The 24,821-nt window shown below is 32.3% G+C and carries 21 protein-coding genes; 1 reads left to right on the top strand and 20 read right to left on the bottom strand.

The annotated features are described in order from the left end of the window. Positions 1-101: 101 nt before the first annotated feature. The 18 genes from ACYQ39_RS09410 to ACYQ39_RS09325 all read right to left on the bottom strand — a co-directional run bounded on the left by ACYQ39_RS09410 (position 102) and on the right by ACYQ39_RS09325 (position 21,455). Positions 102-1,268 carry a M20 metallopeptidase family protein gene (locus tag ACYQ39_RS09410; protein ID WP_459842428.1) on the bottom strand — a complete coding sequence of 389 codons (1,167 nt, stop codon included), beginning with the start codon at positions 1,266-1,268 and terminating at the stop codon, positions 102-104. A gap of 24 nt (positions 1,269-1,292) precedes the next feature. Continuing rightward, entirely contained in the window at positions 1,293-1,643 is a 351-nt protein-coding gene (locus ACYQ39_RS09405) for a type II toxin-antitoxin system PemK/MazF family toxin (RefSeq protein ID WP_459842426.1), read from the bottom strand. 1 nt (position 1,644) lies between these two features. Next, positions 1,645-1,908 carry a CopG family ribbon-helix-helix protein gene (locus ACYQ39_RS09400; protein ID WP_459842424.1) on the bottom strand — a complete coding sequence of 88 codons (264 nt, stop codon included), beginning with the start codon at positions 1,906-1,908 and terminating at the stop codon, positions 1,645-1,647. 190 nt (positions 1,909-2,098) lie between these two features. After that, the gene (locus ACYQ39_RS09395; protein ID WP_459842423.1) at positions 2,099-2,263 is read right to left on the bottom strand and encodes a hypothetical protein; all 165 of its coding nucleotides are present in this window, start codon (positions 2,261-2,263) and stop codon (positions 2,099-2,101) included. 279 nt (positions 2,264-2,542) lie between these two features. Next, entirely contained in the window at positions 2,543-4,798 is a 2,256-nt protein-coding gene (locus ACYQ39_RS09390) for an IGHMBP2 family helicase (protein WP_459842422.1), read from the bottom strand. Between the two features lie 120 nt (positions 4,799-4,918). Further along, positions 4,919-5,365 (bottom strand): CBS domain-containing protein, encoded by a 447-nt coding sequence (locus ACYQ39_RS09385; RefSeq protein WP_459842421.1) that lies wholly within the window; start codon positions 5,363-5,365, stop codon positions 4,919-4,921. A gap of 4 nt (positions 5,366-5,369) precedes the next feature. After that, on the bottom strand, positions 5,370-6,911 hold the full coding sequence (locus ACYQ39_RS09380; RefSeq protein WP_459842419.1) for an NAD(P)H-hydrate dehydratase: 1,542 nt from the start codon (positions 6,909-6,911) through the stop codon (positions 5,370-5,372). A 143-nt stretch (positions 6,912-7,054) separates the two neighbouring features. After that, the gene (acpS, locus tag ACYQ39_RS09375; protein ID WP_459842418.1) at positions 7,055-7,420 is read right to left on the bottom strand and encodes a holo-ACP synthase; all 366 of its coding nucleotides are present in this window, start codon (positions 7,418-7,420) and stop codon (positions 7,055-7,057) included. A gap of 68 nt (positions 7,421-7,488) precedes the next feature. After that, a complete protein-coding gene (gene trhA / locus ACYQ39_RS09370) occupies positions 7,489-8,124 on the bottom strand; it encodes a PAQR family membrane homeostasis protein TrhA (protein ID WP_459842417.1) in 636 nt (211 codons plus the stop codon). Positions 8,125-8,490: 366 nt separating this feature from the next. Beyond that, the gene (locus tag ACYQ39_RS09365) at positions 8,491-9,735 is read right to left on the bottom strand and encodes a DUF4932 domain-containing protein (protein ID WP_459842416.1); all 1,245 of its coding nucleotides are present in this window, start codon (positions 9,733-9,735) and stop codon (positions 8,491-8,493) included. 179 nt (positions 9,736-9,914) lie between these two features. Further along, entirely contained in the window at positions 9,915-11,501 is a 1,587-nt protein-coding gene (locus ACYQ39_RS09360; RefSeq protein WP_459842414.1) for a methyl-accepting chemotaxis protein, read from the bottom strand. A 180-nt stretch (positions 11,502-11,681) separates the two neighbouring features. After that, positions 11,682-13,505, bottom strand: a complete 1,824-nt coding sequence (glmS, locus tag ACYQ39_RS09355; RefSeq protein ID WP_459842413.1) for a glutamine--fructose-6-phosphate transaminase (isomerizing) — start codon at positions 13,503-13,505, stop codon at positions 11,682-11,684. A 390-nt stretch (positions 13,506-13,895) separates the two neighbouring features. Further along, on the bottom strand, positions 13,896-15,233 hold the full coding sequence (gene glmM / locus ACYQ39_RS09350; protein WP_459842411.1) for a phosphoglucosamine mutase: 1,338 nt from the start codon (positions 15,231-15,233) through the stop codon (positions 13,896-13,898). A gap of 247 nt (positions 15,234-15,480) precedes the next feature. Continuing rightward, positions 15,481-16,623: a mannitol-1-phosphate 5-dehydrogenase gene (locus tag ACYQ39_RS09345; protein ID WP_459842409.1), complete on the bottom strand. Its 1,143-nt coding sequence runs from the start codon at positions 16,621-16,623 to the stop codon at positions 15,481-15,483. Positions 16,624-16,626: 3 nt separating this feature from the next. Beyond that, complete coding sequence (locus tag ACYQ39_RS09340; protein ID WP_459842407.1) at positions 16,627-17,106, bottom strand: PTS mannitol transporter subunit IIA; 480 nt, start codon at positions 17,104-17,106, stop codon at positions 16,627-16,629. Positions 17,107-17,109: 3 nt separating this feature from the next. Next, complete coding sequence (locus ACYQ39_RS09335; RefSeq protein WP_459842405.1) at positions 17,110-19,230, bottom strand: BglG family transcription antiterminator; 2,121 nt, start codon at positions 19,228-19,230, stop codon at positions 17,110-17,112. A gap of 112 nt (positions 19,231-19,342) precedes the next feature. Further along, positions 19,343-20,734 (bottom strand): PTS mannitol transporter subunit IIBC, encoded by a 1,392-nt coding sequence (locus tag ACYQ39_RS09330; protein ID WP_459842404.1) that lies wholly within the window; start codon positions 20,732-20,734, stop codon positions 19,343-19,345. Positions 20,735-21,131: 397 nt separating this feature from the next. After that, a complete protein-coding gene (locus ACYQ39_RS09325) occupies positions 21,132-21,455 on the bottom strand; it encodes a hypothetical protein (protein WP_459842402.1) in 324 nt (107 codons plus the stop codon). Between the two features lie 377 nt (positions 21,456-21,832). Between ACYQ39_RS09325 and ACYQ39_RS09320 the strand changes: the two genes are divergently transcribed. Next, positions 21,833-22,198: a hypothetical protein gene (locus tag ACYQ39_RS09320; RefSeq protein WP_459842400.1), complete on the top strand. Its 366-nt coding sequence runs from the start codon at positions 21,833-21,835 to the stop codon at positions 22,196-22,198. 124 nt (positions 22,199-22,322) lie between these two features. Here the strand turns inward: ACYQ39_RS09320 and cdaA are convergent, their stop codons facing one another. Beyond that, positions 22,323-23,051: a diadenylate cyclase CdaA gene (cdaA, locus tag ACYQ39_RS09315; RefSeq protein ID WP_459842399.1), complete on the bottom strand. Its 729-nt coding sequence runs from the start codon at positions 23,049-23,051 to the stop codon at positions 22,323-22,325. 110 nt (positions 23,052-23,161) lie between these two features. Beyond that, the gene (locus ACYQ39_RS09310) at positions 23,162-24,802 is read right to left on the bottom strand and encodes a pyridoxal phosphate-dependent decarboxylase family protein (protein WP_459842397.1); all 1,641 of its coding nucleotides are present in this window, start codon (positions 24,800-24,802) and stop codon (positions 23,162-23,164) included. Positions 24,803-24,821 lie beyond the last annotated feature (19 nt).

The raw sequence follows: 24,821 nt of genomic DNA, 5'->3' as shown, positions 1-24,821 counted from the left end.
CTTAATATCACTCCCTAAATATCATTTAGCATTTATATTACCATATATATCCTCAAATATAAAGTAGGTTAATAATCTTTATTAAATAAAAAATCTTATTCTTAACTAAGTTTTTCTAAAGTCAGATATACAAAAAGAGCCACTCCTACTTTAAGTGCCTCTTCATCAAAACTAAATTTAGGATGATGTGCTGAATAATAATCTTTTTCTTTCTTAGCTGCTCCTAATCTAAAGAAGATACCTGGAACTTGCTGTAAGTAATAAGCAAAATCTTCAGCACCTAATGATGGGTGAGACATGTATTCTAACTTATCTACATAAGAGATTGAATTTATAGTCTCTTCTAATTCATCAACTAAAGCATTAGAATTAATTAGAACAGGATAACCAAAATCATAATCTAACTTATAACTAGCTCCCTGACTTTTTGTAACACCTGAGACTAGCTCTTCAATTCTAGTTGGCATCTTCTCTCTCAATTCTGGATTAGTAGTACGTACTGTTCCTGTTATCTCTACTTTATCTGCTATTACATTCCTTCTATAACCACCATTAATAGTTCCTAGATTGATTACTGCTATTTGGTGAGGATCAGTCTGTCGACTAATAATATTTTGAAGAGATGTTATCACTTGGCTAGCAACTACTATAGCATCTACTCCTTGATGTGGGGTAGATGCATGACCACTCTTGCCTAAGATAGTTAGATTTATTTCATCTGCTGCTGCAGAAACTACTTCAGAGTGAAGTCCTATTACTCCTGTTGGTAACTCATTATTGATATGTAAGCCAAAGATATTATCCACTGGAGGAGAGCTTAATACTCCTGTTTCTACTAAGGGTAAAGCTCCTCCAGGGCCTTCTTCGGCTGGTTGAAAGATAAATTTGATCTTTCCTGATAATTGATCTTTAATTTGGGATAAAACTTTAGCCGTCTCTAACAATATAGCTGTATGACCATCATGCCCACAAGCATGCATTACCCCATCTACTTTAGATTTGTAACTAACCTCAGTTTGCTCAGGAATGGGTAAAGCATCCATGTCAGCCCTTAAAGCAATAGTTGGCCCAGCTCCACAATCTAATAATCCTACAACCCCTGTTTTAGCTACTCTATCAACTTCTAGTCCCAAATCTATCAAAAAATCAGCTACTAATTGAGAAGTCTTAGTCTCTTTAAAACCTAATTCAGGGTACTGATGTAACTTTCTTCTCAGAGAAATTAACTCTTCTTCTGAATTCTCTATTAAATTAGTAACCTTCTTCACTTTACCACTTCCTTAAATAAAAAATTAAAGTTCAATTAAACCTAAACTTATCTTTAAGGCCTCATCTACCCTAGCCACCATTTCATCATTTAGATGGGTTACACGCCTTTTTAGTCTTTTTTTATCAATAGTTCTAATCTGTTCTAATAAAACAACTGAATCACATTTTAAATCACATTTACTACCATCAATTTCTACATGTGTAGGTAATTTCGCTTTTTCTATTTTAGAAGTGATAGCTGCTATAATTACTGTAGGACTATACTTATTACCTATATCATTCTGGATTACTAATACAGGTCTAATACCTCCCTGCTCTGAACCCACAACTGGATTCAAGTCTGCATAATAAACATCACCACGTTTAACCCCCATTTTAATCACACTCCGCTAATCTAGCCTCATAATTAAAGAAAGTTTTATTTTCTAGATCAAAGTTTTCAGTAGCTAATTTAAGATTTAACTTAGCCATTTCCAAATAACCTGCTTTCATACCTTCCTTAACCTTTCTCTTTTTTAATTGTTCTAATACTAATTGATTCTTTTCTTGACTGTTTTTAATGTGAACTCGATCAGCCTTATCCAACTCTCTGATAAAGTTATTCTGCAACGAAGCCATGGATTTTTGCAAGTTAGTCAAGAGGACCCCCCCTATACTATTACAGTGTATGATAATATATTTTACTGCCTATCTTATTGTGTCTATAAACCATAGGTAACTTTTAGTAACCATATTACATAATAGTAGTCTCTGCAAATAATAATTAAAATATACATCTTAACTAATAGAATAAAAAGAGACGCTACTAACGCCTCTCACAGATAATTAATTAAATTCTCTGGTATGCTTCTCTATCAGCCATTAACCCCTCCTGGGCCAACTTTAAGTTTAAATCTGCCATTTGAGCGTATCCTCTCTTTAAACGTTGCTTTAAGCTTTCTTTCCTGTCTCTACTATCGTCATCTTGTCTTTCTATTTGCTGACCTTGGCCCATATACTTATCACCTCATTAAGAATTATAAACTTACTTGTAGGGCTTATAATCCACATTGAGTCCGACATCCCATAATAACCATTGATATTATATCACATATCATACAAATTTAAAAAGGAAATATCAAACTGGGAAATAATGTAATGCTATCTATAGACACGTTCCAACTCCTAAGAACATAGAAACTATAATGATTTAGTTTTTGAATTCCTATGAGTCTTACGGACTCTCCGTGAAGATCTGCTGATAGCTCATAGCACAAGACTCATAGCTTAACAACTATAAATCATAGTAATAACCATTCTCTTTGATATATTCTACTAGCTGTTGATAAATATCATGACTAGTTATTGTAGCAGAATCACCAATAATAATTAATTTCTTTTTGGCCCGAGTCAATGATACATTAAGCCGCCTAATATCTCTTAAGAAACCAATATTACCTCGTTCATTACTCCTAACTAAAGAATAGATAATTAATTCTTTTTCTCTCCCTTGAAATCCATCTACAGTATTTACTTCAACTTGCTCTGATTTAATTAACTGATCAATTAAGTCAACTTGATCCTTATAAGGAGTAATCACTGCAACCTCTTTGGCAGCTATTCCTGTATTAACAGCTTGAGTAACTAGTTCAGCTGCTAAATCAGCTTCAATTGAGTTTTGAATTGATGTAGAATCTCCTTTAGAATATTCAGGAGCATTCATCCCAACAGTATCTAAAAAGGATATTGTTTCATCAGCTGTTAAAGCTCTTTCTGTTGGCGATTGACCAGTGGGTAAATCAATATCTAAATCAGTTAACCTCCAATCTTTAACTTGATCAGCTGCTACTAACTGTCCATTATATAACTCTTGACTAGAAAAATTCATAATTTCATGATTCATTCTATACTGAACTGTTAACATCTCTTTAATATCAGAACCATGTACCTCTAATAAACGTTCAAATAGTGACTTAGATAATCCTTTTCTAGCTGCCTCTTCATTTAAAATAGTTGGTGGTAATTGTTTATGATCACCTGCTAAAACAACTTTGTCAGCTTTAATTAAAGGGATTAAAGCTGAAGGTTCAGTGGCTTGAGTAGCCTCATCAATTAATAATAAGTCAAATTCCTGCTCTTCTAACACTTGAGAACCAGCTGTAGAATTAGTTGCACAGATAACATCAGCTTCAGCAGTCAACTCAGAGATTGCTTCTGTTTCTAACCTTTCTACCTGATCAAATAACTGATTAATCTCATCTTGAATTTCAAGCCAGTTAGCCATTCTCTTTATCTGCTTAGGACTAATTCCCCTTGGGCGTCCATCAATATCTTTCTTAGCTAAATCCTTAATCTGTCCATTACTAAATCCACGGCGATTCTTTCCACTAGGAAAGATATAAGCTGAATCATTATCCTGCTGCTCCTTTAACTTATAGGCTTTTTTTCTTAACTGATTAGCCTCTTGATACTTAGCATGCTCTTGTACTAAATAATCTAAAGTATGTTCTCTTAACAAAGGATTTACTCGGGCTGGATGACCAACTCGTAAAACATTGACCTCCTGCTTTACTAATCGCTCTACTAAATTATCAACAGCTGTATTAGAATCTGCAGTAGCCAAAATATCTTCTTCTTCTTTAATAGCTTGCTGTAAAATCTCAATAGAAGTCATAGTCTTACCTGTGCCTGGAGGACCATGTACTAAGAAGAAATCTTTAGCTGCTAATGCAGAACGCACAGCTTGTCTTTGCGAATCATTCAATGATTGATTATGATACTCTACTTCTGGTAAATCAGCAAACTTAATATCTGTTATACCAAGTAATTTCCCTCTTAATTCTCTTAATCTTCTATTAGCAGTTTCTATTTCTTCTAAAGCATATAACATCCGTTGAAAAGTAATATCATTAACATATAAGTCTAAACGTAGTCCTTTACTATATAAGAACCTTGAAGGTTGATTATCAAAAACAACAGTCATTGAATAATTAGTCTGCTCTATTACAGTACCAGTTGGATTATTATCATCTAAAGGACGATTTTTACTGATCATCACTAAATCCCCAACACTAATCTCATTCTCTGGCAACTGTTCTCCTTTTCTTTGGCGCACAAACTTAATTAAATGCTTACCACCAAAAGCTTGTCCTTCATCACGTCCAGATAAATGTAAGATAGCTCGTCCTTTATTTTCACGCTGTCTACCACTTAAATTCTTAATCTCCATTTCATGGCGTTTCATCTCTTCTTCTCTCTCTAACTGGACTAAATATTTATAATTATCAATATATTCTTCTACCTTCGCTAATCTCTCTCGATAATCTTCATTAACTTCTACTTTTACTCTAACACCAGCAATCTGATTGCTATCCATAATTTCTGCTACTTTTAGAGCTACATCGTCCTCTACTTCTACAATAGCAACTCCAGCATTAAAATCTATCTTACCAATTTTTTGACCACCGATACCAACCTCATTAGTAAAAGCACCCACGATATCTCCTGGGCCAATATGTCCTGGTAAGTTTTTAACTACTAAATCGGTCATACCATTATACCTCCTTAAAAGCCTTAAAAATAGAAAAGTACACCCTATAATAGGGTGCACTTACGCTAATAAATTATACCAAATAAGGTCTATATAGTCAAAATAATAGATTTTAACCTCTTACTCCTGACTCATATAACGAACAATATCAGCTCGAGTTACAATTCCAACTAACTCACCATCTTCAACTACTGGTACACGGTTAATTTCTTCTTCTACAAAAATGGTAGCTATATCTTCTACATCAGCATCAGAACCAACGGTAATTATATCTTCAGTCATCAAATCAGCTACTTTAACTCCTACCATCTTCTTTAAATCCTGCTCAAAATCTTCAAGACTATCTAGATAAAAAATACTATCTAAAAAGTAGATATAATCAGGAAAGTCTAACTTTTTATCCTTAACTATCAAATCCCCTTCACTAATTATCCCTACTAAACCTCGATCTTCTACTACTGGCAGACCACTAATATTATTATCAGTTAAAAGTTTAGCCACCTCTTTTACTGTCGTTTCAGGACTTATAGTAATTACATCTTCAGTCATAATTTCATTAGCTTTCATATTATTACCTCCTTAAATTATTAACTGCTTGTGGCAAATAAGATAACAAATCGGTAGGCAACAGAGAATACTCTGTTAATTCTTGAACCCCTATATCAGCAGCCGATCCATGGAGATAAACAGCTAACTGAATAGCTTCATCAGCCTCTAATCTTTGGCTTAAAAAACCAGCAATCAAACCAGTTAAAACATCACCACTACCTCCAGTAGCCAAACCAGAATTACCAGTCTGATTTAAATACAGACTACCTCCAGAAGTAGCAATTACCGTTCTAGCTCCTTTAAGCACTAGACAGACTTGATACTGCAGTGCAAACTCTTGGGCCAACTCTAATCTATTCTCCTCTATTTCAGAAATAGATTTACCAATTAAACGGGCCAACTCTCCTGGATGAGGAGTCAAAATAGTAGTTTCTTTCCTCTCCTTTAATAAGTCTAAATTATTTAAAGCATTTAAACCATCAGCATCAATTACTAGTGGCTTCTCTATATCTTTAATTAAACTATGCATAATCTCAGTTATTTCAGTTCCTGAACTTAATCCTGGGCCAACTGCTAAAACATCTCGATCTACTGCCAGTTCTTCTATCTCTGCTATCGCTGGTCTAGCCAACATACCTTCCTTATCTGCTAAAGGATAAGTCATAGCCTCAGTCAACTTCATCTCTAAGATAGGATTTAACTTAGCAGGTGCTCCAAGTGTCACTAACCCAGCACCACTAACCAAGCTAGCCTCTGTAGCTAAAGTAGCAGCTCCAGTCATGCCTGTTGAACCAGCTACTAATAATAACTTACCATAACTTCCTTTATGGCTGTCAGAATCTCTTGCAGGTAGTAATTGAGCAACCCTCTCTTTAGTCAATAATTTTATTTTTCCTTCATGCTTATCAATTATCTGTTGCGGCAGACCAATATCCACTACTTCTAACTCTCCTACATAGCTAGTACCAGGATACAGAATCAATCCCAACTTAGGCACAGCAAAAGTTACTGTCTTATCAGCTCTTACTGCCATATCTCTTACCTTACCTGTAGCAGCCTCTACACCAGATGGAATATCTACTGCTACTACCTTAGTCGCCACCTGATTAACCATTTGAATTAGTTTAGGAAATAAACCTCGTAACTTACCTTTAATGCCTGTCCCTAATAAAGCATCAACTACCAAATCTGCTCTTTCTAATCTACTTTCTAAAGCAATTAACTCATCTTTACTAGTTACTTCTCTAACTTGATAGTCTAAATTATCTAAAATATCTAAATTAATCTTAGCATCTCCACTAACATCACCTTTAGTTCCTAATAAAACTGTCTCTACATCAAATCCTTCTTCTGTTAGTAACCGAGCTATAACAAAGCCATCGCCACCATTATTACCTCGCCCAGTTAAAATAATTACCTTCTCTCTAGCAGATGATAGTTCTTCTCTGATAGCATCAGCTACCTTCATTCCAGCTCGTTCCATCAAGACTACTCCTGGAACCCCTATCTCTTCAATGCTTTGACGATCAATCTCAGTCATCTGTTTACCTGTAACCAACTTCATTTAAATTCCTCCCAACAAATACAGCTAACAGTAACAAGTAAAAGACTAATAGATTACTTGTCTCTCATCACTTATTACTTGTTATTGAGAATCAAAACTATGATTTTGACTTTAACTGTAAACTGTTAACCGTAAACTGTACACTATATAGCTACTGCTTGGGCTACAGCATAATCATGACTATGAGAAATACTAAGCATAACCTCTGTAATCTCTTTATCTTCTGCTAACCTCTTAGCTTTATTATACAATATAACTTCTGGTTTGCCCAACTTATTATTATTTATTTCTACATCTTTCCACTTGAATTCTCGAAAGCCAGTACCTAATGCCTTAACTACTGCCTCTTTAGCAGCAAACCTTGCTGCATAATGAGACCATGGCTTTTGATACTCTTCACAATATTCTATTTCATCTTCTGTAAAAAATCTATATTTGAATCTATCTCGTTTATTAATTGCCTTTTCAATTCTTTCAATCTCTATAATATCGACTCCTAGCCCTTTCATTACTAACACCTTCTTTATTTAATTTAGATTTAACAGTTTAAATTATCCATTGATTTATATAATATAGTCTACTCTAAAAACAATATAGTAAAGAAATGACATATACTTCCTGCTAATACAAAGAGGTGCCAGATGGCATGACTATATTTCATTTTCTTTGCTAAGTAAAAAAATATTCCTACAGTATATAAAACTCCTCCGGTTACTAGAAAAGTTATACTCTTATCATTCATAGTAGCTAATAGAGGTTTAATAGCAAAAATAATTAACCAGCCCATAACTACATAAAGCAAAATAGAAATAAATTTAAATCTCTTCCTAGGAATTACCTCAAGTATAATTCCTACTATAGCTATAATCCAAACAGTTATAAAAATACTCCATCCTAATTTTCCTTGTAGTGTAATTAAAGTTATTGGAGTATATGTCCCTGCTATTAATAGATAAATAGAAGAATGATCTAAAAGTTGAAAAATATCTTTTACTTTCCCCTTAGGAAAACTATGATAAAGTGTAGAAGCCAAATAAAGAATTATTAAAGTAGAACCATATATAATAAAACTAACCATATGCAAGATATTATCAGATTGTTTAGCAAATATAATCAAAATTACTAAAGCTGCAATTGCCAACCCTAAACCGATACCATGCAAAATTGCATTAGTAATTTCTTCATTTTGGCTATATCTTTCTTTCTTTTCCATCTTAGTTCCTCCTTCTCAAGACTTATTTACTACTCTTGTTATTACCAATAATTTACTAGAATATAAGTGTCTATTAAGATTGGTTCAAATAATGCTTAATGAGTAAAAGACATACCTTTTGAGGCATGCCTCTAAATAAGACTTTATTAGTAGATTTATAATTTAAATTCAGCTAATATTTTTAACATAACCAGTATATCTTTTCTAACTCGCCAAGGTTAAATCTATATCCTCCTTAAGCTAAAAAATTAATTGCTAATCAATTTATTTTTATATATCTTATCATAACAAGAAAAATAATGCAATATTTCGACTTTATTCACAAACCCCTTGTAAAAACAACTTTAAGATCATTTAAAGAATCTATTATACACATCTATTTTCATCATTAAAATAAATACTAGTACTTATTACTACAATCAATAAAACCAACACTATTAACTGCCAATTAATAAATCCACTTACCCCCAACTCTTTTGATTCACCTAAAAGCCTCTCTTGATTCCTATTGTATTCTCTAAATAAATAAGGCACAAACTCTCTAAATGTCTTATATTTATCTCTATTATTACGATAATATTCTAATTGCTTAATAGTAAACTCTGTTAGATAAAAGCCCTTTCTCTTATGATACTTGACCAACTTCTCATAAATCTCTTTCCCATATAAATCCTTTCCAGCAAGACAAGTCACTGCTCTTAAAACCTGTTCATTAAAGAAAAATTCTACTGAACCATATGCCTGATTTTTCATCTCTTCTGCTACTGGTTTATAAAACTTCTTTAGATTTAACTTCTCCATAATATCACTATACTTCTCTAAAGAAGGATTAACAAAGGAATGTCCCCACTCATGAAGTGTTAATCTTTCTAATTTACTACCAGTTTGAAACTCAGGTTCTTTATTACTGCGTCCTCTCTCCCTAACAACTTGATAAATAATACTTTCACCATTATCTTTATTTATTGTTGCAGCATATCCACCACCTGGAAACATAGCAGGAGCTAAAACAACATGAAATTCATCACCAGACCAGCCAAAAAACTTACGTAACCACCTAATAACCTTCTTACTATCAAAATCTTCTACTGTCTGATTAAGATGTCCTTCTAACTCTTGCCTATGCTCATTAAAAAACTGTTTGAAATTTGATTTCTGAGCTAAATCAACTAATGCCAACCTAAACTCTTCTAAATTATCCTTACCATGAGCTCTGTCAATCAAATAATCACCATAACCATTAACAGCCTTCAATTTTGGTAGTGGTCCCAATCTCAAAACAAAATGAGGAGGAGCATCATAAGTAAATCCCTTCTGAGTCAAATCCTCTGCTATTTTCACTGCTCTATGGTTCTTATAATCGCTAAAAAACTCTTTAAGTTCACGAAAATACTCATTTCCCTTCCCCTGGGGACCTCTTCTATCTATCCAAGAAGTCTGGCTCAAAACTCCAGATAATAACTCCAACCTTGGTACTATCTCTTCATAAACACCTCTAGCTGAATCATCTGTACTAATAGCCCTTACATTATCCTCAGCATAGCTTTGACCTATCATAGATAAAACCAGTCCAACAACTAAAAAAGCCATCAAAACCCTTTTAAGCCTCACATTCATCCTCCTTAAAATTAATTTTCTATCTCTCCTTTTATTAAATAAGAATTAGATTTTCCTGTTTTTACTCTAATTATAAGTTTATTCATTATCCAAGCACTCCATTAAACAATAAAATATTAATATACTATTAAAAAAGATATTAATCTAGTTGTATACATTTTGATCAAACAATTTTATAACTTAAACTGCTCTACTAATCTTTCTAATTCTTGAGCCATTTCTGCCAATTTCTCTGATGAAGTAGTAACCTCATTAGACATATTACTTATGTCCTCTGTTGCAGTTATTATTTCATTACTACTTTGTGCTAAATCACTAGTTGAGCTAGCAGTCTGCTCCATTTGAAGTGATGTTCTTTCTACATCCTTTTCAATTTTCTCAAATACTTTACTTGTTTGTTCTACTATTCCTTTCCCTTCTCTAGCCCTAACTTCAACTTTTTTTACCTTTTCTATCCCTTTTTTAGAATATTTTTGAGTTTGATTAACTAAATTAGTAATTTGATCTGTTGCCTTAGTGGTTCTAGTTGCTAACTGTCTTATTTCTTCTGCTACAACTGTAAAACCTTGTCCATGCTCCCCAGCCCTCGCTGCTTCAATAGATGCATTTAAAGCTAACAGATTAGTTTGTTCTGCTATATTAGTTATCAACTCAACTATATGTCCGATCTCTTCTGAATTATCATCTAATTTATTAATTACTTCTACAGTTTCATCTACCGTTTTATTAATTTCTTCAATACTATTAACTGTCTGCTGAATATTTTGACTACCTATGCTAGTTTGTGAATTAGATTTTTCAGAATAACTAGCTACTTCCTCTGAACTAGCTGAAATTTCTTGAATACCTGCTAACATCCCCTGAATTAATCCATTTGTTGTTTCGATATTGGCATAACCTTCTTCTGCCAAAGCCGATAATTCTTCACTATAAGCTGTTATTTCTTCAATTGAATTACCAATTTGAATAATCATATGTTTAATATTTTCTTTCATTTTATTTAATTTCTGTCCCAACTGTCCTATTTCGTCTCCTGAATTAATATTCAGCTCTCCATTCAAATCACCTTCAGAAATCTGTTCAGCAAAATCTAGAGCTTTTAAAATTGGAGTAACTATCTTATTGCTCATATAAAATACATATACTGATAAAAATAATGCAACTATTAAAATAACCACCCCTACCTTAATAAATATAGACCTAACCATTTTATCAACAAATCCTTGAGGAGCTCCAACATACCAAATACCTATTATATCACCTTGAGAATTCTTAATTGGTGTATATGCCGTTTGATACATATTTCCTACAACATTGGCTTTACCATAAAAATCCTTACCTTTATTTAACACAGTCTGCGCTACATCATCAGATACAGTAGTTCCAATTGCCCTTTCACCATCTTTATCAGTCACATTAGTTGCTACTCTGATATTATTAGCAAAAATAGTAACTGTATCACCAGTTAACTCTCCAATCAAATCAACAATTTCATAATTTTTATTCATTAATTGGTTCCCTTTGTACAATTTATCTCCTTCTAACCTCCAATTTCCTGAATATTTGCTATCAAGAATCTCATAACTAGTTTGTAAATCAGTTTGTACTTTTTCTACTGCAACTTGGGTAGCTTGTTCAATAACATCCATTCTTACAATGAACAAAGTTATACTTACTAATATTAAAAGTGATACTAAAAATAATAATACTAATTTAAACTTAATTGATAGATTCCTTAATCTCAATAAAATACTACTCATTATTCGAGCCTCACTTCCATAATTATATTTTATTAATATAATAATATTGATGAAATATTATCATTCATTGTAATTATTTTCTATGATATCAAACAAACCCCTGCAAGTAATTTCATTTTTTGTATATCAGATAAATAAAAAACCCTGAGGAAAATTCCTCAGGGCCAACTTCCAACTAATCTATTCTACTGTTACACTTTTAGCTAAGTTACGTGGTTGGTCAACATCGCAACCACGCTCTACTGCTACATAATAAGCAAGCAACTGTAATGGAACAACAGTTAAGATACTAGTAAATAACTCTTCTGTTGCTGGAATCTCAATTCGATAATCAAGATCTTCAATCTCTTGTTCACCGGCAAGAGTTACTCCAGTTACAACTCCACCACGAGCCTTAACCTCTTTAACATTACTTAAGGTCTTATCTAAAACAGACTCCTGAGTAGCCAACGCTACTACTGGAACTCCCTCTTCAATTAAAGCCAAAGTACCATGCTTTAATTCTCCAGCGGCATAAGATTCAGCATGAATATAAGAGATTTCTTTTAATTTCAAAGCACCTTCAATAGCTACTGCATTATCAATACTCCGCCCAATGAAGAAACTATTTTCTTGATCAGCAAATTCAGTAGCTAAAGCTTTAATTTTATCTTCATTATCATCAATCAACTTTTGAGTTTGATTAGGTAGTTTCTTTAATGCGGCAATTAATCTTTGACTATCTTCATCTGCTAATAGATCCTTAGCTCGAGCAAAATAGATTGCTAACATATAAAAAGCCATTAACATTGTAATATAAGCCTTAGTAGAAGCTACTGCAATCTCTGGTCCAGCCTGTAGATATAATACCTCATCAGCCTCACGAGGAATAGTACTACCAACTACATTACAGATAGCAATCACTTTAGCACCTTTATCTTGAGCCTCACGTAAAGCAGCTAAAGTATCAGCCGTCTCTCCTGACTGACTAACTACAATTACTAATGTATTTTCATCAACAATTGGATCTCGATATCTATATTCGGATCCTATATAAACCTCAACTGGAATTCGGGCCAATTTTTCAATAGCATACTTACCAACTAAACCAGAATTATATGCTGTACCACAAGCTACGACCTGAATTCTATCATAACTATTAAGCTCTTCAGCAGTCAAATCAACATCATCTAAAGATATATCTGTACTATCTAATCGACCAGTAATACACTTATTAAGGGCTTCAGGCTGTTCATGAATCTCTTTTAACATAAAGTGATCATAACCAGATTTTTCAGACATACCTGGATCCCAATCAACTTCAAATACATCCTTATCAACTGGCTTACCATCTATAGTAGATAATTTAACTTCATCACAAGTAATAACAGCCATTTCACCATCATCTAGAATATAAACTTGATCTGTATATTCTAAAATAGCCGGAATATCAGAAGCAATATAATATTCTTCATCACCTAAACCAACTATCAATGGGCTATCCTCTCTAGTAACAACTAATTTATTAGGCTCTTGAGTAGATAAAACTCCTAAAGCATAAGAACCTTCTAACATTGACGCTACTTTTCTAACTGTTTCTTCTAAATCACCACTATAATGCTCTTCAATTAAATGGGGTACTACTTCTGTATCAGTTTCAGATTTAAACTGATACCCTTTATCTTGCAATTCTTCTTTTAGCTCAATATAATTCTCAATAATCCCATTATGAACCACTACAAATTGACCATTAGCACTAGTATGAGGGTGAGCATTAGGAGTAGAAGGTTTACCATGAGTAGCCCACCGAGTGTGTCCAATTCCTACTTGACCCGTAGGTTCCTCTTCTTCTACTATCTCTTCTAACTGATCAAGTTTACCAACTGTCTTAACTACATCTATATCATCTTGCTCATAAAGTGCTATCCCTGCTGAATCATAACCACGATACTCTAATCTATTCAATCCATCCACTAAAATAGGAGCAGCTTCTTGCTTACCGATATAACCAACAATTCCGCACATATATATTAACCTCCTATAAATTTCAATTTAAAGGCTATTCTAGACTCCTTTTACCCTGTAATTACTTACAAGTTTTAAGAGTCTAGTTAAGAGGATTCCGGTTCTCAGGCTAATAGCCACTAACCTAGGGGCATCCGCCGATAAATCGATGACTCCCCTTCCTCGTCAACTCACATGATAGTGAGTCCGGGCGCTATAATTATAGTTCACAGTTTACAATTAACAATTGACAGTTAAAATCAAAAATAAAAACAATTCCAAACCCAATCATTATTTTAAACACTAGATCTAAAATATATCTTAATTCTCTTACTTGGATTATATAATGATTAGTTTTTATTAAGTTTTTGATTTAAAAGGTCTTAACTGTAAATTGTACACTGTCAACTGTCAATTTAGTTCTTTCTCGACCACTTCTGCTACACTATTAGCTAACTCTTCTAGCTCAGCCTTATCTTGCCCTTCAACCATAACTCGAATTACAGGTTCAGTACCAGAAGCTCTGACAAAGATTCTTCCTTCATCAGCTAAAACGTCTTCTACCTTTTGAATAGCCTCTTGAATTCTATTATTATCTTCCCAATCTTTACTCTCTACTTCAACATTGACTAACAACTGAGGCAATTCTTCCATCTGTTGACGTAACTTAGATAGTGGTTTACCAGTCTTTTGAACTACATCAATTAATTGCAACGCTGTCAATAAACCATCTCCAGTGGTATTATAATCTAAGAAGATAATATGTCCTGATTTTTCTCCACCAAGATTATATCCTTCTTCTTGCATCTTAGCTAAGACATAACGGTCACCATTCTTAGTAACTACTACATCACCATCTACTTCAGCCATAGATTGATGTAAACCTAAATTACTATATTTAGTAGCTACAACTTTATTATTTGCCAATTGTCCTTCTTTTATCATCTGTCTACTACAAATAGCTAAAATATAGTCACCATCAACTAACTGTCCTTCTTCATCAACAGCAATTACTCTATCAGCATCACCATCATGAGCAATTCCTAGATCAGCCTTATGCTCTACTACAGCCTTTTGAATTACTTCTGGGTATGTAGAGCCACAATCTACATTGATATTTTGACCAGTTGGCTGGTTATTTAAAGTTACTACTTCAGCTCCTAACTGGGATAAGACTTTAGGACTGACTTCATAAGCAGCACCATTAGCTGTATCAACTACTATCTTCAATCCTTCAAAACTACTATTAACACTTTCTTTAATATACTCAATATACTTATCTAAACTATTATGCACAAATTGAGCACTACCTACTTGATTACCAGCAGAAACTGATAAATCATCTAGTGAATTAAAAATAATATTCTCAATTGCACCTTCCACTTCATCAGTTAGTTTAAATCCTTCTTTATCAAAGAACTTAATACCATTATCTTGAGCTGGATTATGAGATGCTGAAATCATAATTCCAGCTGTTACATCTAACTCTCTTGTTAGATAAGCCACTACTGGTGTAGGTACTACCCCTACCTTGCTTACATCAATACCTAATGAAGTAATTCCTGCCACTAAAGCCGCTTCTAACATATCACCAGACACTCTAGTATCTTTCCCAATTAACACTTTAGGTTCCTCTTCTTCTTGACATAAATAATGAGCTCCTGCCTTTCCTAACTTAAATGCTAATTCAGGAGTTAAGTCTTTATTTGCTTCACCTCTAACACCATCTGTTCCAAATAATTCTCCCACTTGGTCACCTCCTTTATCTTATTATATGATTCTTTACCTTAAATGTGAGAGAAGTAACATTTCCCTTAACTTTCAATTATATATCAACAAAAGCTTGATTTCAACTATTAATCTTCACATCTATTTTTTATTTTATCCTACTCTCTGTCATATTATTAAATATTCATAATACTTCATTATAATTTAATCATAACAAACTAAAGAAGTAAGGAATCACTCTTAAGAATGATTCCTTACTTCTTTACTCCTATAAACTATTATATTCATTTAATACTCTCTCTCCTATATCACTTTCAGAAGAAAGTCCTGTAACATTTTCTAAAGTTTCTACTACTCCTTTTTCTGCAATAGAATCTTGAATCTGCTTTGCTGACTTATCTTCCTCTACATCAAATAATAGCCCTGCAGCAATACACTTACAAAGGTTTTCAGGAAATCTACCATTTTCAAAAGCTCTTACTGCTGGATTAACTAATCTATCTTTCGGACCTAACTTCCGCCTAGGATCTCGACCTACTCTTGTTACTGAATCCATTAACTCTTTATTCTCAAATCTTTTCAAGATTTTTTCAATATATTTCCTATGAGTTTCTTTATCAAATCCATATAACTTAATTAAGCTACTGCCCGATTCTAATAAAGCCTCTTTAACTATTTGATGAACTTCTTCATCTTTAATTGCTTCATGGATATACTCATAACCTTTATAATATCCTAGATATGCTACTCCAGCGTGTCCTGTATTTAGAGTGAATATCTTTCTTTCTACAAAAGCAAGTAAATTATCAGTTAATTTCATTCCTTCAATCTCAGGAGTTGGCCCTTTAATCTGTGTTTCATCAACTATCCATTCACTGAATGGTTCTACCTTAATTTTTAAACCATCACATTCTTGAGGAGGTACTATTCTATCAACTGCTGAATCAGGAAATCCTACATATGACTCAGCTGTATCTCTTTTAGACTCATCTAATTTCTCATATACATATTCCTTTAAATCTGTTGACGCTCTTACAGCATTTTCACATGCTATAATATTAAGGTAATCTTGATCTCTACCTTCTAATCTTTCTTTTAACCCTTTAATAATAGCTGGAGCTATATACTGTAAATTATTTGCTCCTACTGCTGTTGTAACTAGGTTAGCATCTTCTATTTCCTGAGCAACACTAGCCACATCAGATCCATTAATAGCTCTAATATTATCTACAGAGTATTCTTGTTTAGAATTTCCTACTTCTACAACTTGATAACTTTCAACATCATTAATATCTGATACTAGGTCGTCATCAAGATCAACAAAAACTACTTCATATCCAGAAAGACTGAGCAGCAGACCAATAAAGCCTCTTCCTATATTACCAGCTCCAAAATGAATAGCTTTTTTCATAATTTATTCCTCCTCAAGTAAAAGATTATCGTAAATAAGATCTTTATTATCTGTCTTAACCATTCTTTCTATTTCTTCATCATCTTCACAAATAGTTGCTAAATTTTTCAAAATGTTTAAGTGTTCATCTCCTTTTCCTGCTATACTAATAATTAAATAAGCTCTATTTCCATCACCAAAATCAACACCCTCTGGGATTTGAAGCACAGAAATACCTGATTTTCTTATATTCTCCTTTGCTTCATTTGTACCATGAGGTATTGCTACTCCATTTCCCATATAAGTTGATACTTTTTTCTCTCTTTCTTTCATAGCAGCAACATATTCTTCAGTTACATATCCTCCATCTACTAAAAGCTGTCCACCCATTTCGATTGCTTCTGTTTTGTTTTTAGATTGCGCACTAAGAATTATTGATTCTTTTTTTAATACTTTACTCCCTTTTTCTTTTTTCTTGCTTTTAAATATATCGAAAACTCCCATTTTTCATCCCCCTTTATCAACTAAAGTTTTATAATAATCTTCCAATACATTTCTTAAATATATTAAAAAATCCTCTTTTTTTCCTTTTCTAACTATTTTATAAAATTTCTTATTTTCAACAATTGAACTACTAAAACTACTCAATAGTTTAATTTCTTCGGGTAAAGGATCCTTAGGTGCAAGAAGTACAACTATTCTATCAACCTCTTTTTTAACTTTGTTTGAATCAGCCAAAAAAATAGGTTCATCTAAAATAATTAAACCAATAAAAGGTTTCTCAACACCTTCTGTTCTAGCATGCAATAAGCTAAGATTAATTTCAGGTATTATTGTTGCTCCTTTTTCTTCACGAGCTTTCAACGCCTTATACACCAGTTCAGATTCTGCTCCAGAAGATAAAAATTCCTCTTCAGAAGCTCTTTCTATAATTTGATTATAGTCTTTAATATCTTGAATCTTAGTAATCTTAAAATTATCTATGATTGCCATCATATCATTTGAAATAGTATTAATAGTTTCTAACTTATCTTCTAATTCAAATTCTTTATTTTCTTCTTCCTTCTCATTCTCCAAACTATCGATTTCAACTTGTCCTAATTTCCCCTTTATTTTTTCAACTTCGTCTGGTAATAAGATAGGACTAACAACCACACTATCTCCTTCATAATTATCGAGGGGATGGGTAGATATCACAAGATCTATACCTTTATTATTAACTGTTTCTTGATTAACTGAAAAGCTTGATGCTTGATCGACTATCTCTATATCTTCAATAGTCTTTCGTAATCTAGTGGCTAAAATTTTAGAGCTACCAACTCCACTAGAACAGACTACTAATACTCTAGGTTTTCGTTCTAAATTATTATCATTTTCTATTGCTGCTGCAATATGCATAGTAAGAAATCCAATCTCTGCATCAGGTATATCGCGATCTACTATCTGAGCTATTTTATTAGCAGCTTTCTTAGTAGCAATAAATATTTCATTATATTCATCTTTTAACTTATCTACTATAGGATTCCTAATATCCATACCCAATTTCAACCGTGAAATAGCCGGGGCTAAATGAGTAACTAAGCCAGAAATCAGGTTAAAATCATTTGACAATGTTGTCTTCAATTCTTTTTCTACTTCCTTTACCAGTATTCGAGCTAATTTTATAATTTCTAACTCTTCAGTATCTAAAGGTGCTTCTTTTATTTCAAGATTCTTTTTTAATTTGGCCCCTTTTAAATGCATAGTTATATACCCTATTTCTTCAGAGGGAATAGATAAATTAAATATTTTTTCTAGTTTACTAGCTATTTTTTCTGCAACTTGATATTCTTCAGTTGGTTTTAGTTCATATAATTTATCTTCATCAATATAAATTCTTTCTCCCATTTTCAACCTTTTAATAGCCAAAGATAAATGAATCATTAGACCAATATAAGAACTATTAATCATTTCAGAATTAGTTTCTCTTAAAGTTTTATTAACTACTCTTTGTAAATCAGAAAAACTTTCTAAATTTATAAAATTCAATATCTTACTTTTAGTTTGTGAATTTCTAACCTTATTCAAATCATTTTGAATTAAGTTTAATACTTCCTTTTCTCCTAGATTTTGATAGAGAAAATCAAGTATTGCTCTTCTAAAAGCAGTTTCTGAACCTTTTAATTCAACTCCTACCCCCTGACGTCTTTCAAGAGATAAGCCTCTCTTTTTAAACCAGTTAGAAACTCTATTGAGATCATAACTAATAGTTGCTTCAGTCACTGACAACTTATGGGCCAAAGCAGTCAATTTATTAAAACAATCCGACAATAAAAACTCCTGTATAATATAATTTTCTCTTTCTTGTGGAGTTAAAATTCTCTGATCAGAAAGGGAACTTTGTAATTTTAACTTAATATTTTCTATTAACTCTTTGTTACCTTCTATAGAAACTCCTACTCCTGGTTTAGTCTTTAAATTTAAATTAGTATCTTTTAAAACTACTTTTAATTTAGATATTTCCCTGTGAACTGTTTTTTTACTAACTTCCAATTGTTCAGCTAACTGTTTTAAAGTAACAAAATTAGATGACTTTATTAAGTTAACAATAATTTCTTTTTGCCTAGAAGACAACCTATTTAAATTCATAGCATCTCCCCTTTTTACTTTAAATAGGAGAAAAGAAGATAAAGTAATGGACAAACTGTCCACTACTTTAATATTACTAAAATTTCACTCCTTTAATCTTTCTAAAAGTCTGTTATACAGCCTGGGATTTCTGACCTTTTAATTTCTCAACAAGTTCATCATACACTGGATTATTTACAAAAGTATCAATAGTAATATATTCTTTACCTGGCACTGCTTTTTTAGCTCTATCTAGTAAGTCCTGATGAACAATTACAATATCAACATCTTGAGGAATTTCATCTACAGCAGAATTATCTACCTCAATATCTAAACCAGCACTTTCAACTTTCTTCTTGACCTGTGATGCTGCCATAGCACTAGAACCCATACCTGCATCACAAGCAACGATAATTTTATTTACCCCATCAGCAGTTTCTTTTAATTCTCCGGCAACAGATGAATCTTTTCCTTTTAGATCTTGCATCTGATTAGTAGCATCATCTAAATCATCTTCAGAACTTGACGTCATCTTCAGAAGAGCAGATGCAACAAAGAAAGATGCTGCTGTAGCTGTAACAACACCTGCTATAACTCCAAAGAAACCTCCTTTAGGTGTCATAGCCAATAGTGCAAAAATACTTCCTGGAGATGGAGTCGCTACTAAACCAGCTCCTGTTATAACAAAAGTAAATACTCCTGTCATTCCACCAGCAATTACTGCTAAAAGTAAACTTGGTTTCATTAAAACATAAGGGAAGTAAATCTCATGAATTCCTCCAAAGAAGTGAATAATTGCTGCTCCAGGTGCCGAATCTTTAGAACTTCCTTTTCCAGCAACCATATAAGCTAATAGAATACCAAGCCCAGGTCCTGGGTTAGTTTCTAATAAAAAGAAGATTGACTTACCTGCTTCTTTAACTTCCTGAACACCAATTGGACTTAATACCCCATGGTTAATAGCATTATTTAAGAATAATATTTTGGCTGGTTCAACAAATAATGAAGCTAAAGGCAATAATCCTGCATTAACTATTGTTTCTACTCCAACCTTTAATACATTATTTAATGATAGAACAACTGGGCCAATTGTCAAATAACCTAAAATAGCCATTATCATTCCAATAATACCAGCAGAAAAGTTATTAACTAACATTTCAAAACCAGATTTAACCTTACCTTCAATCATACCATCAAACTTCTTAATTACAAAACCACCAAGCGGGCCAATAACCATAGCACCTAAAAACATAGGAATATCTGCTCCAACAATAACTCCCATAGTTGCTACCGCACCAACTACTCCACCTCTATTGTCTCCAACTGCTTTACCTCCAGCATAACCGATTAACAGTGGTAATAAATATGTGATCATCGGGCCAACCATAGAACTTAGACTTTCATTTGGTAGCCAGCCACTTGGAATAAATAAAGCTGTAATAAATCCCCAAGCAATAAAAGCACCTATATTTGGCATTACCATTCCACTAAGAAAACGTCCAAACTTCTGAATTCGTTGTCTCATAATAGTATTCCTCCCTTAAAATAATTTTATAAACACCTTATCAGCCGACTTATATTATTATAAACTTATTTACTTTCCTCTTTGACTTACTTACATCATACTACCCGAGCCCCTTTGATACAAGAGTTTCAATTTAACACTATGTCTATATCTATTGAGGACATTTTTTAATATAAGCAGATTAAAAAGTCGCTACTTCAACTACATCTTCTTTAATAACTACCTATCTTCATACCTAAACTAAATAAAATTTATTTAATAGATTAGCTCAAACTAATAGACATAATTTAAAATTCATATTATATAGTGTTTATAAGCTAATTAAATTTATCAATTAAATAAAAAGATTCAGCCTATAATAGGCTGAATGGTTAAATAAATTCTCTATCATTTTAATTTAATCAATAATAAGAACTGTCCCATTTTCATAAATTATCTTTAGGTTTTTACCTTTACCTTCTACTTTATCAATCAGTTTCAAACCTTTAATATCATCTATACAAGTACCCTTAGCTTCTTCATATACTAAATCTAATGGTTTAATCCATCCATCTTCAATACAGTATATTCCCCTTTTCGGTGAAAGCCTAATAGAAACACCATAGTTTCTATTAGAAGTCTTACTAATTATATTTAATGCTGCTGCTAATTCCTTATATTCTTGATGGATTTTATCAACCTCTTCTATATTTTTGCTTATCTGTTCATCATAATCAACCACTGATACTTTCCCCCTTTCCATTCTAACTTTCAAGTATCTAATTATATTCTTAGATAAATAATTATTAATAATATGAAATTAGTAAATCAAGCTCACTAGAAACTATATTACAATTTCTATAATCAACTCCTAACCCCTTCAATTTTATAAAAGTTAAATCTTCTTATATAAATTGATATCATTCTATATTTAATTATTCTTTTTATCTTATTAAAATAGAAACAAAATAAACTTATTAAAATTTGTCAACAATATATATAGACAATATTTAACAATCTTAATTTGATATTTATTGAAACAAATACATAATTTAGTTATAATGTCCTCAGTGATAAATAGTAGATTATTACCAAATGAAATAGTGGGAGGCATTAAAAATGAACAAAAGATTTCAAAATACAACTTGGCAAAAATCAATGCGGCTTAAATTAGATGTTAATAATATGTTTGCTGAACAAGTTGGTAAAGAGCATGGCTTTACTGAAAGTGACGTTGATAAGATGCAAGATAAAGCTATAGAAACTCACAAAGCAATTAAAACTGCTGAAGAAGGACAATTTTTCTATCTTTATGAGTTATCAACTGCTTTTATAGGAGAGTTATATAATATTAATGCCTTTAACCAGCCAGGAGTTCAGTTAGGTAAGAAATATGCTTATGGCATATTAGGTAGAGAAGGATTTAGTGATATGAAAAAAGAATTTGCCAGTCGTCCAAAGAAGAAGGAGAATTTCATTTTATAATTAGAACTAACTTAATTATAAAAACAATAGATCCCTTTGATTTAAATCAAAGGGGTCCAACTATAACAAGATTTCTAATCATCAACTCTTTTCAGCAATTTTATTACTTCACCTCTTACTTAATCTATCCTTTGAAATCTTTAAATAATTCCTCTTTTAAAGCAAATTCATCTAAATTATACTTAAACTTCCCTTCTCTAGCCAAGGAAATTACACCTGTTTCTTCAGAAACAACTAATACTATTGCATCACTCTCCTCACTAACTCCCAAGGCGGCTCGATGTCTAGTCCCTAAACTTGAACCTAATTTTTTGCTTTCTGTCAAAGGTAATAAGCAATTAGCAGCTACAATTTTCTTCTCCTCTACAATTACTGCCCCATCATGTAAAGGAGTTTTTGGAGTAAAAATACTAATTAATAGTTCTGCTGATAAATTAGCACCTAGTTTTACTCCAGTCTCAATTACCTCTTGTAATCCATTATTACGTTTAAGTACTATTAATCCTCCAGTTTGGCTTTCACTCAATTTAATTACTGCTGTCAATAACTGGTCAATCTTGGTCTCTACTTTATTATGCCTAGTTAAATAATCGCGTCCTATCTGTTCTAAAGCTCTTCTTAATTCAGGCTGAAAAATAACAGGAATAGCAATTAAAGCTACAGTTCTTATCTGTTCCAATAAATAATTAAAGACTCTAAAACCCAACTTTTGGCTAATAAAAGTAATTAAAAACAAGAATAAAATTCCTTTTAACAGTTGAATAGCCCTTGTCTCTCGAATTATACTAAAAAATTTATAAACTACTACTAATGTAAAAAGAACATCTAAGATTAAAACAAAATTAAGTTCCATTTTTCTCCTTCCTCTAACCTATTATATGATTAATATCTTTTAATAAACTTGTCTACTTAAATAATTAATAACAAATGAGTCTAGCTTATTAAGCTAGACTCATATTAAAATTATCCTAATTTCTTTTTGGACTTATTATTGTTTATTAATTCATAATAACTTTCTTTTAAATGTTCAACAATTGAATCTAAGTCCTCTATCTTTGTATGTGGTGAAATCATAAAAGCCTTAGTAGCATTTAAATTATAGTCAACTTCTGTATCAACTGCTCTAATACTAATTGATTGTTTAGTATCTCCAAATAATATATTCTCTCTTTTATCTCGTAATAAATTATAAAAGTCTTCATTCAACTGATTAATTCTCTTAATCTCATCAACCTTAGCCCTCTCTTTAATCTCATTCTGATACTCAGCTTCATTATTATAAACTCTAAATAGAGTAATTGGGCCTAAATTATTTTTATTCATTACCTTAATATAATCTGTTGTCTGACTTAATTTCTTTCTAAATTCAATTGATAATTTCACATAATGACCTAATAATTTTTGATAACCTTCTACTCCAAAAGACATTAAATTCGCATAAGCTGCTATACCAGAAGCCATTCGTGAACACTCAGCAGTATAATGAGTAAAATAATCTCCATAACCTTGTTCTCCAAGATAAGGATTATCCTCTTTATCTAAATCAACCAAGTTCAAATCTTGATTATCTTTCACAACCAGTACAGAGTTATTATAAGGAGCTTGTCCTAACTTATGAAAATCAATAGATACACTATCAGCCTGCTCAATAGTCTGCATTATCTTCTGTATTCTATTTAAAGCCTGTAAAACACCGAAATCAAAATTTAACTTGTTTTCATCAAAATTATAATTATTAAATATAGTATACAACCCCCCCATAGCTCCATCAGCATGTAAATGGGGAATATAATCTAAATCATACTTTTCTACCATATCAGAAATCATCTCTTTTATAGCACCTACATTATCAATAGCAAAAGTATCTGTTGTTCCAGTAGTAGCTAAGACAAGACTAATTTTGCCATCTTGTTCAAGAACTTGATTCATCTTAATACGTAAATCATCAATATCCATAGTTGTATCATTATTAGTCTTTACTTGAATAATATTCTCACTACCTATTCCTGTCTCAACAGCCTTTTTTAAAGAAAAATGAGCTCTATCAGAACAAAAAGCATATAAATTATCAGGAACTCCTTGTTCATTAGAATCAGGTGCTGCCTTCTCAATTCCTATCCTTAAAGCATTAAATACTCCTCCCTGACCACCATAAGTAAAAAAGCCTCCTGCTTTTTCAGGATCATAACCTATAATCCGGGCCAACATTGCCACGGATTTAACCTCAGCCTCTGCTGCTGCTGGAGAAATAACATCCCAGATAGCATTACCATTTAACAAACTAGCTGTCATCACCCCTAATAAACTAGCAATACTGGCCTGAGGAATTGCATTTAACATATAATTCTTAGTTTGAAAAGGATGACCTGCAGCCAATTGGTCTAACTCATCAACAATACCTTCTAATTCTATCCCTTCCTTAGGAATAATTGCTTCAGTAATTATATCTTTATAATTTCGTTCACTATTACCAGCTAATTTAGCTACTTTCTCATTCTTTCTATCATCAATTTTAGTAAATAATTTTTCAAATAGAGCTAGTATGTCATTCCTTGCTTTATCATTACCATCAATACTTGGAAATAAACTTCTTAAATCATCCATCATTATCCTCCTTTTAATA

The sequence above is a fragment of the Halanaerocella petrolearia genome (genome assembly GCF_054657875.1).
Note: the sequence above shows the minus strand (reverse complement) of the source record. Positions and strands in the feature narration are given on the sequence as shown.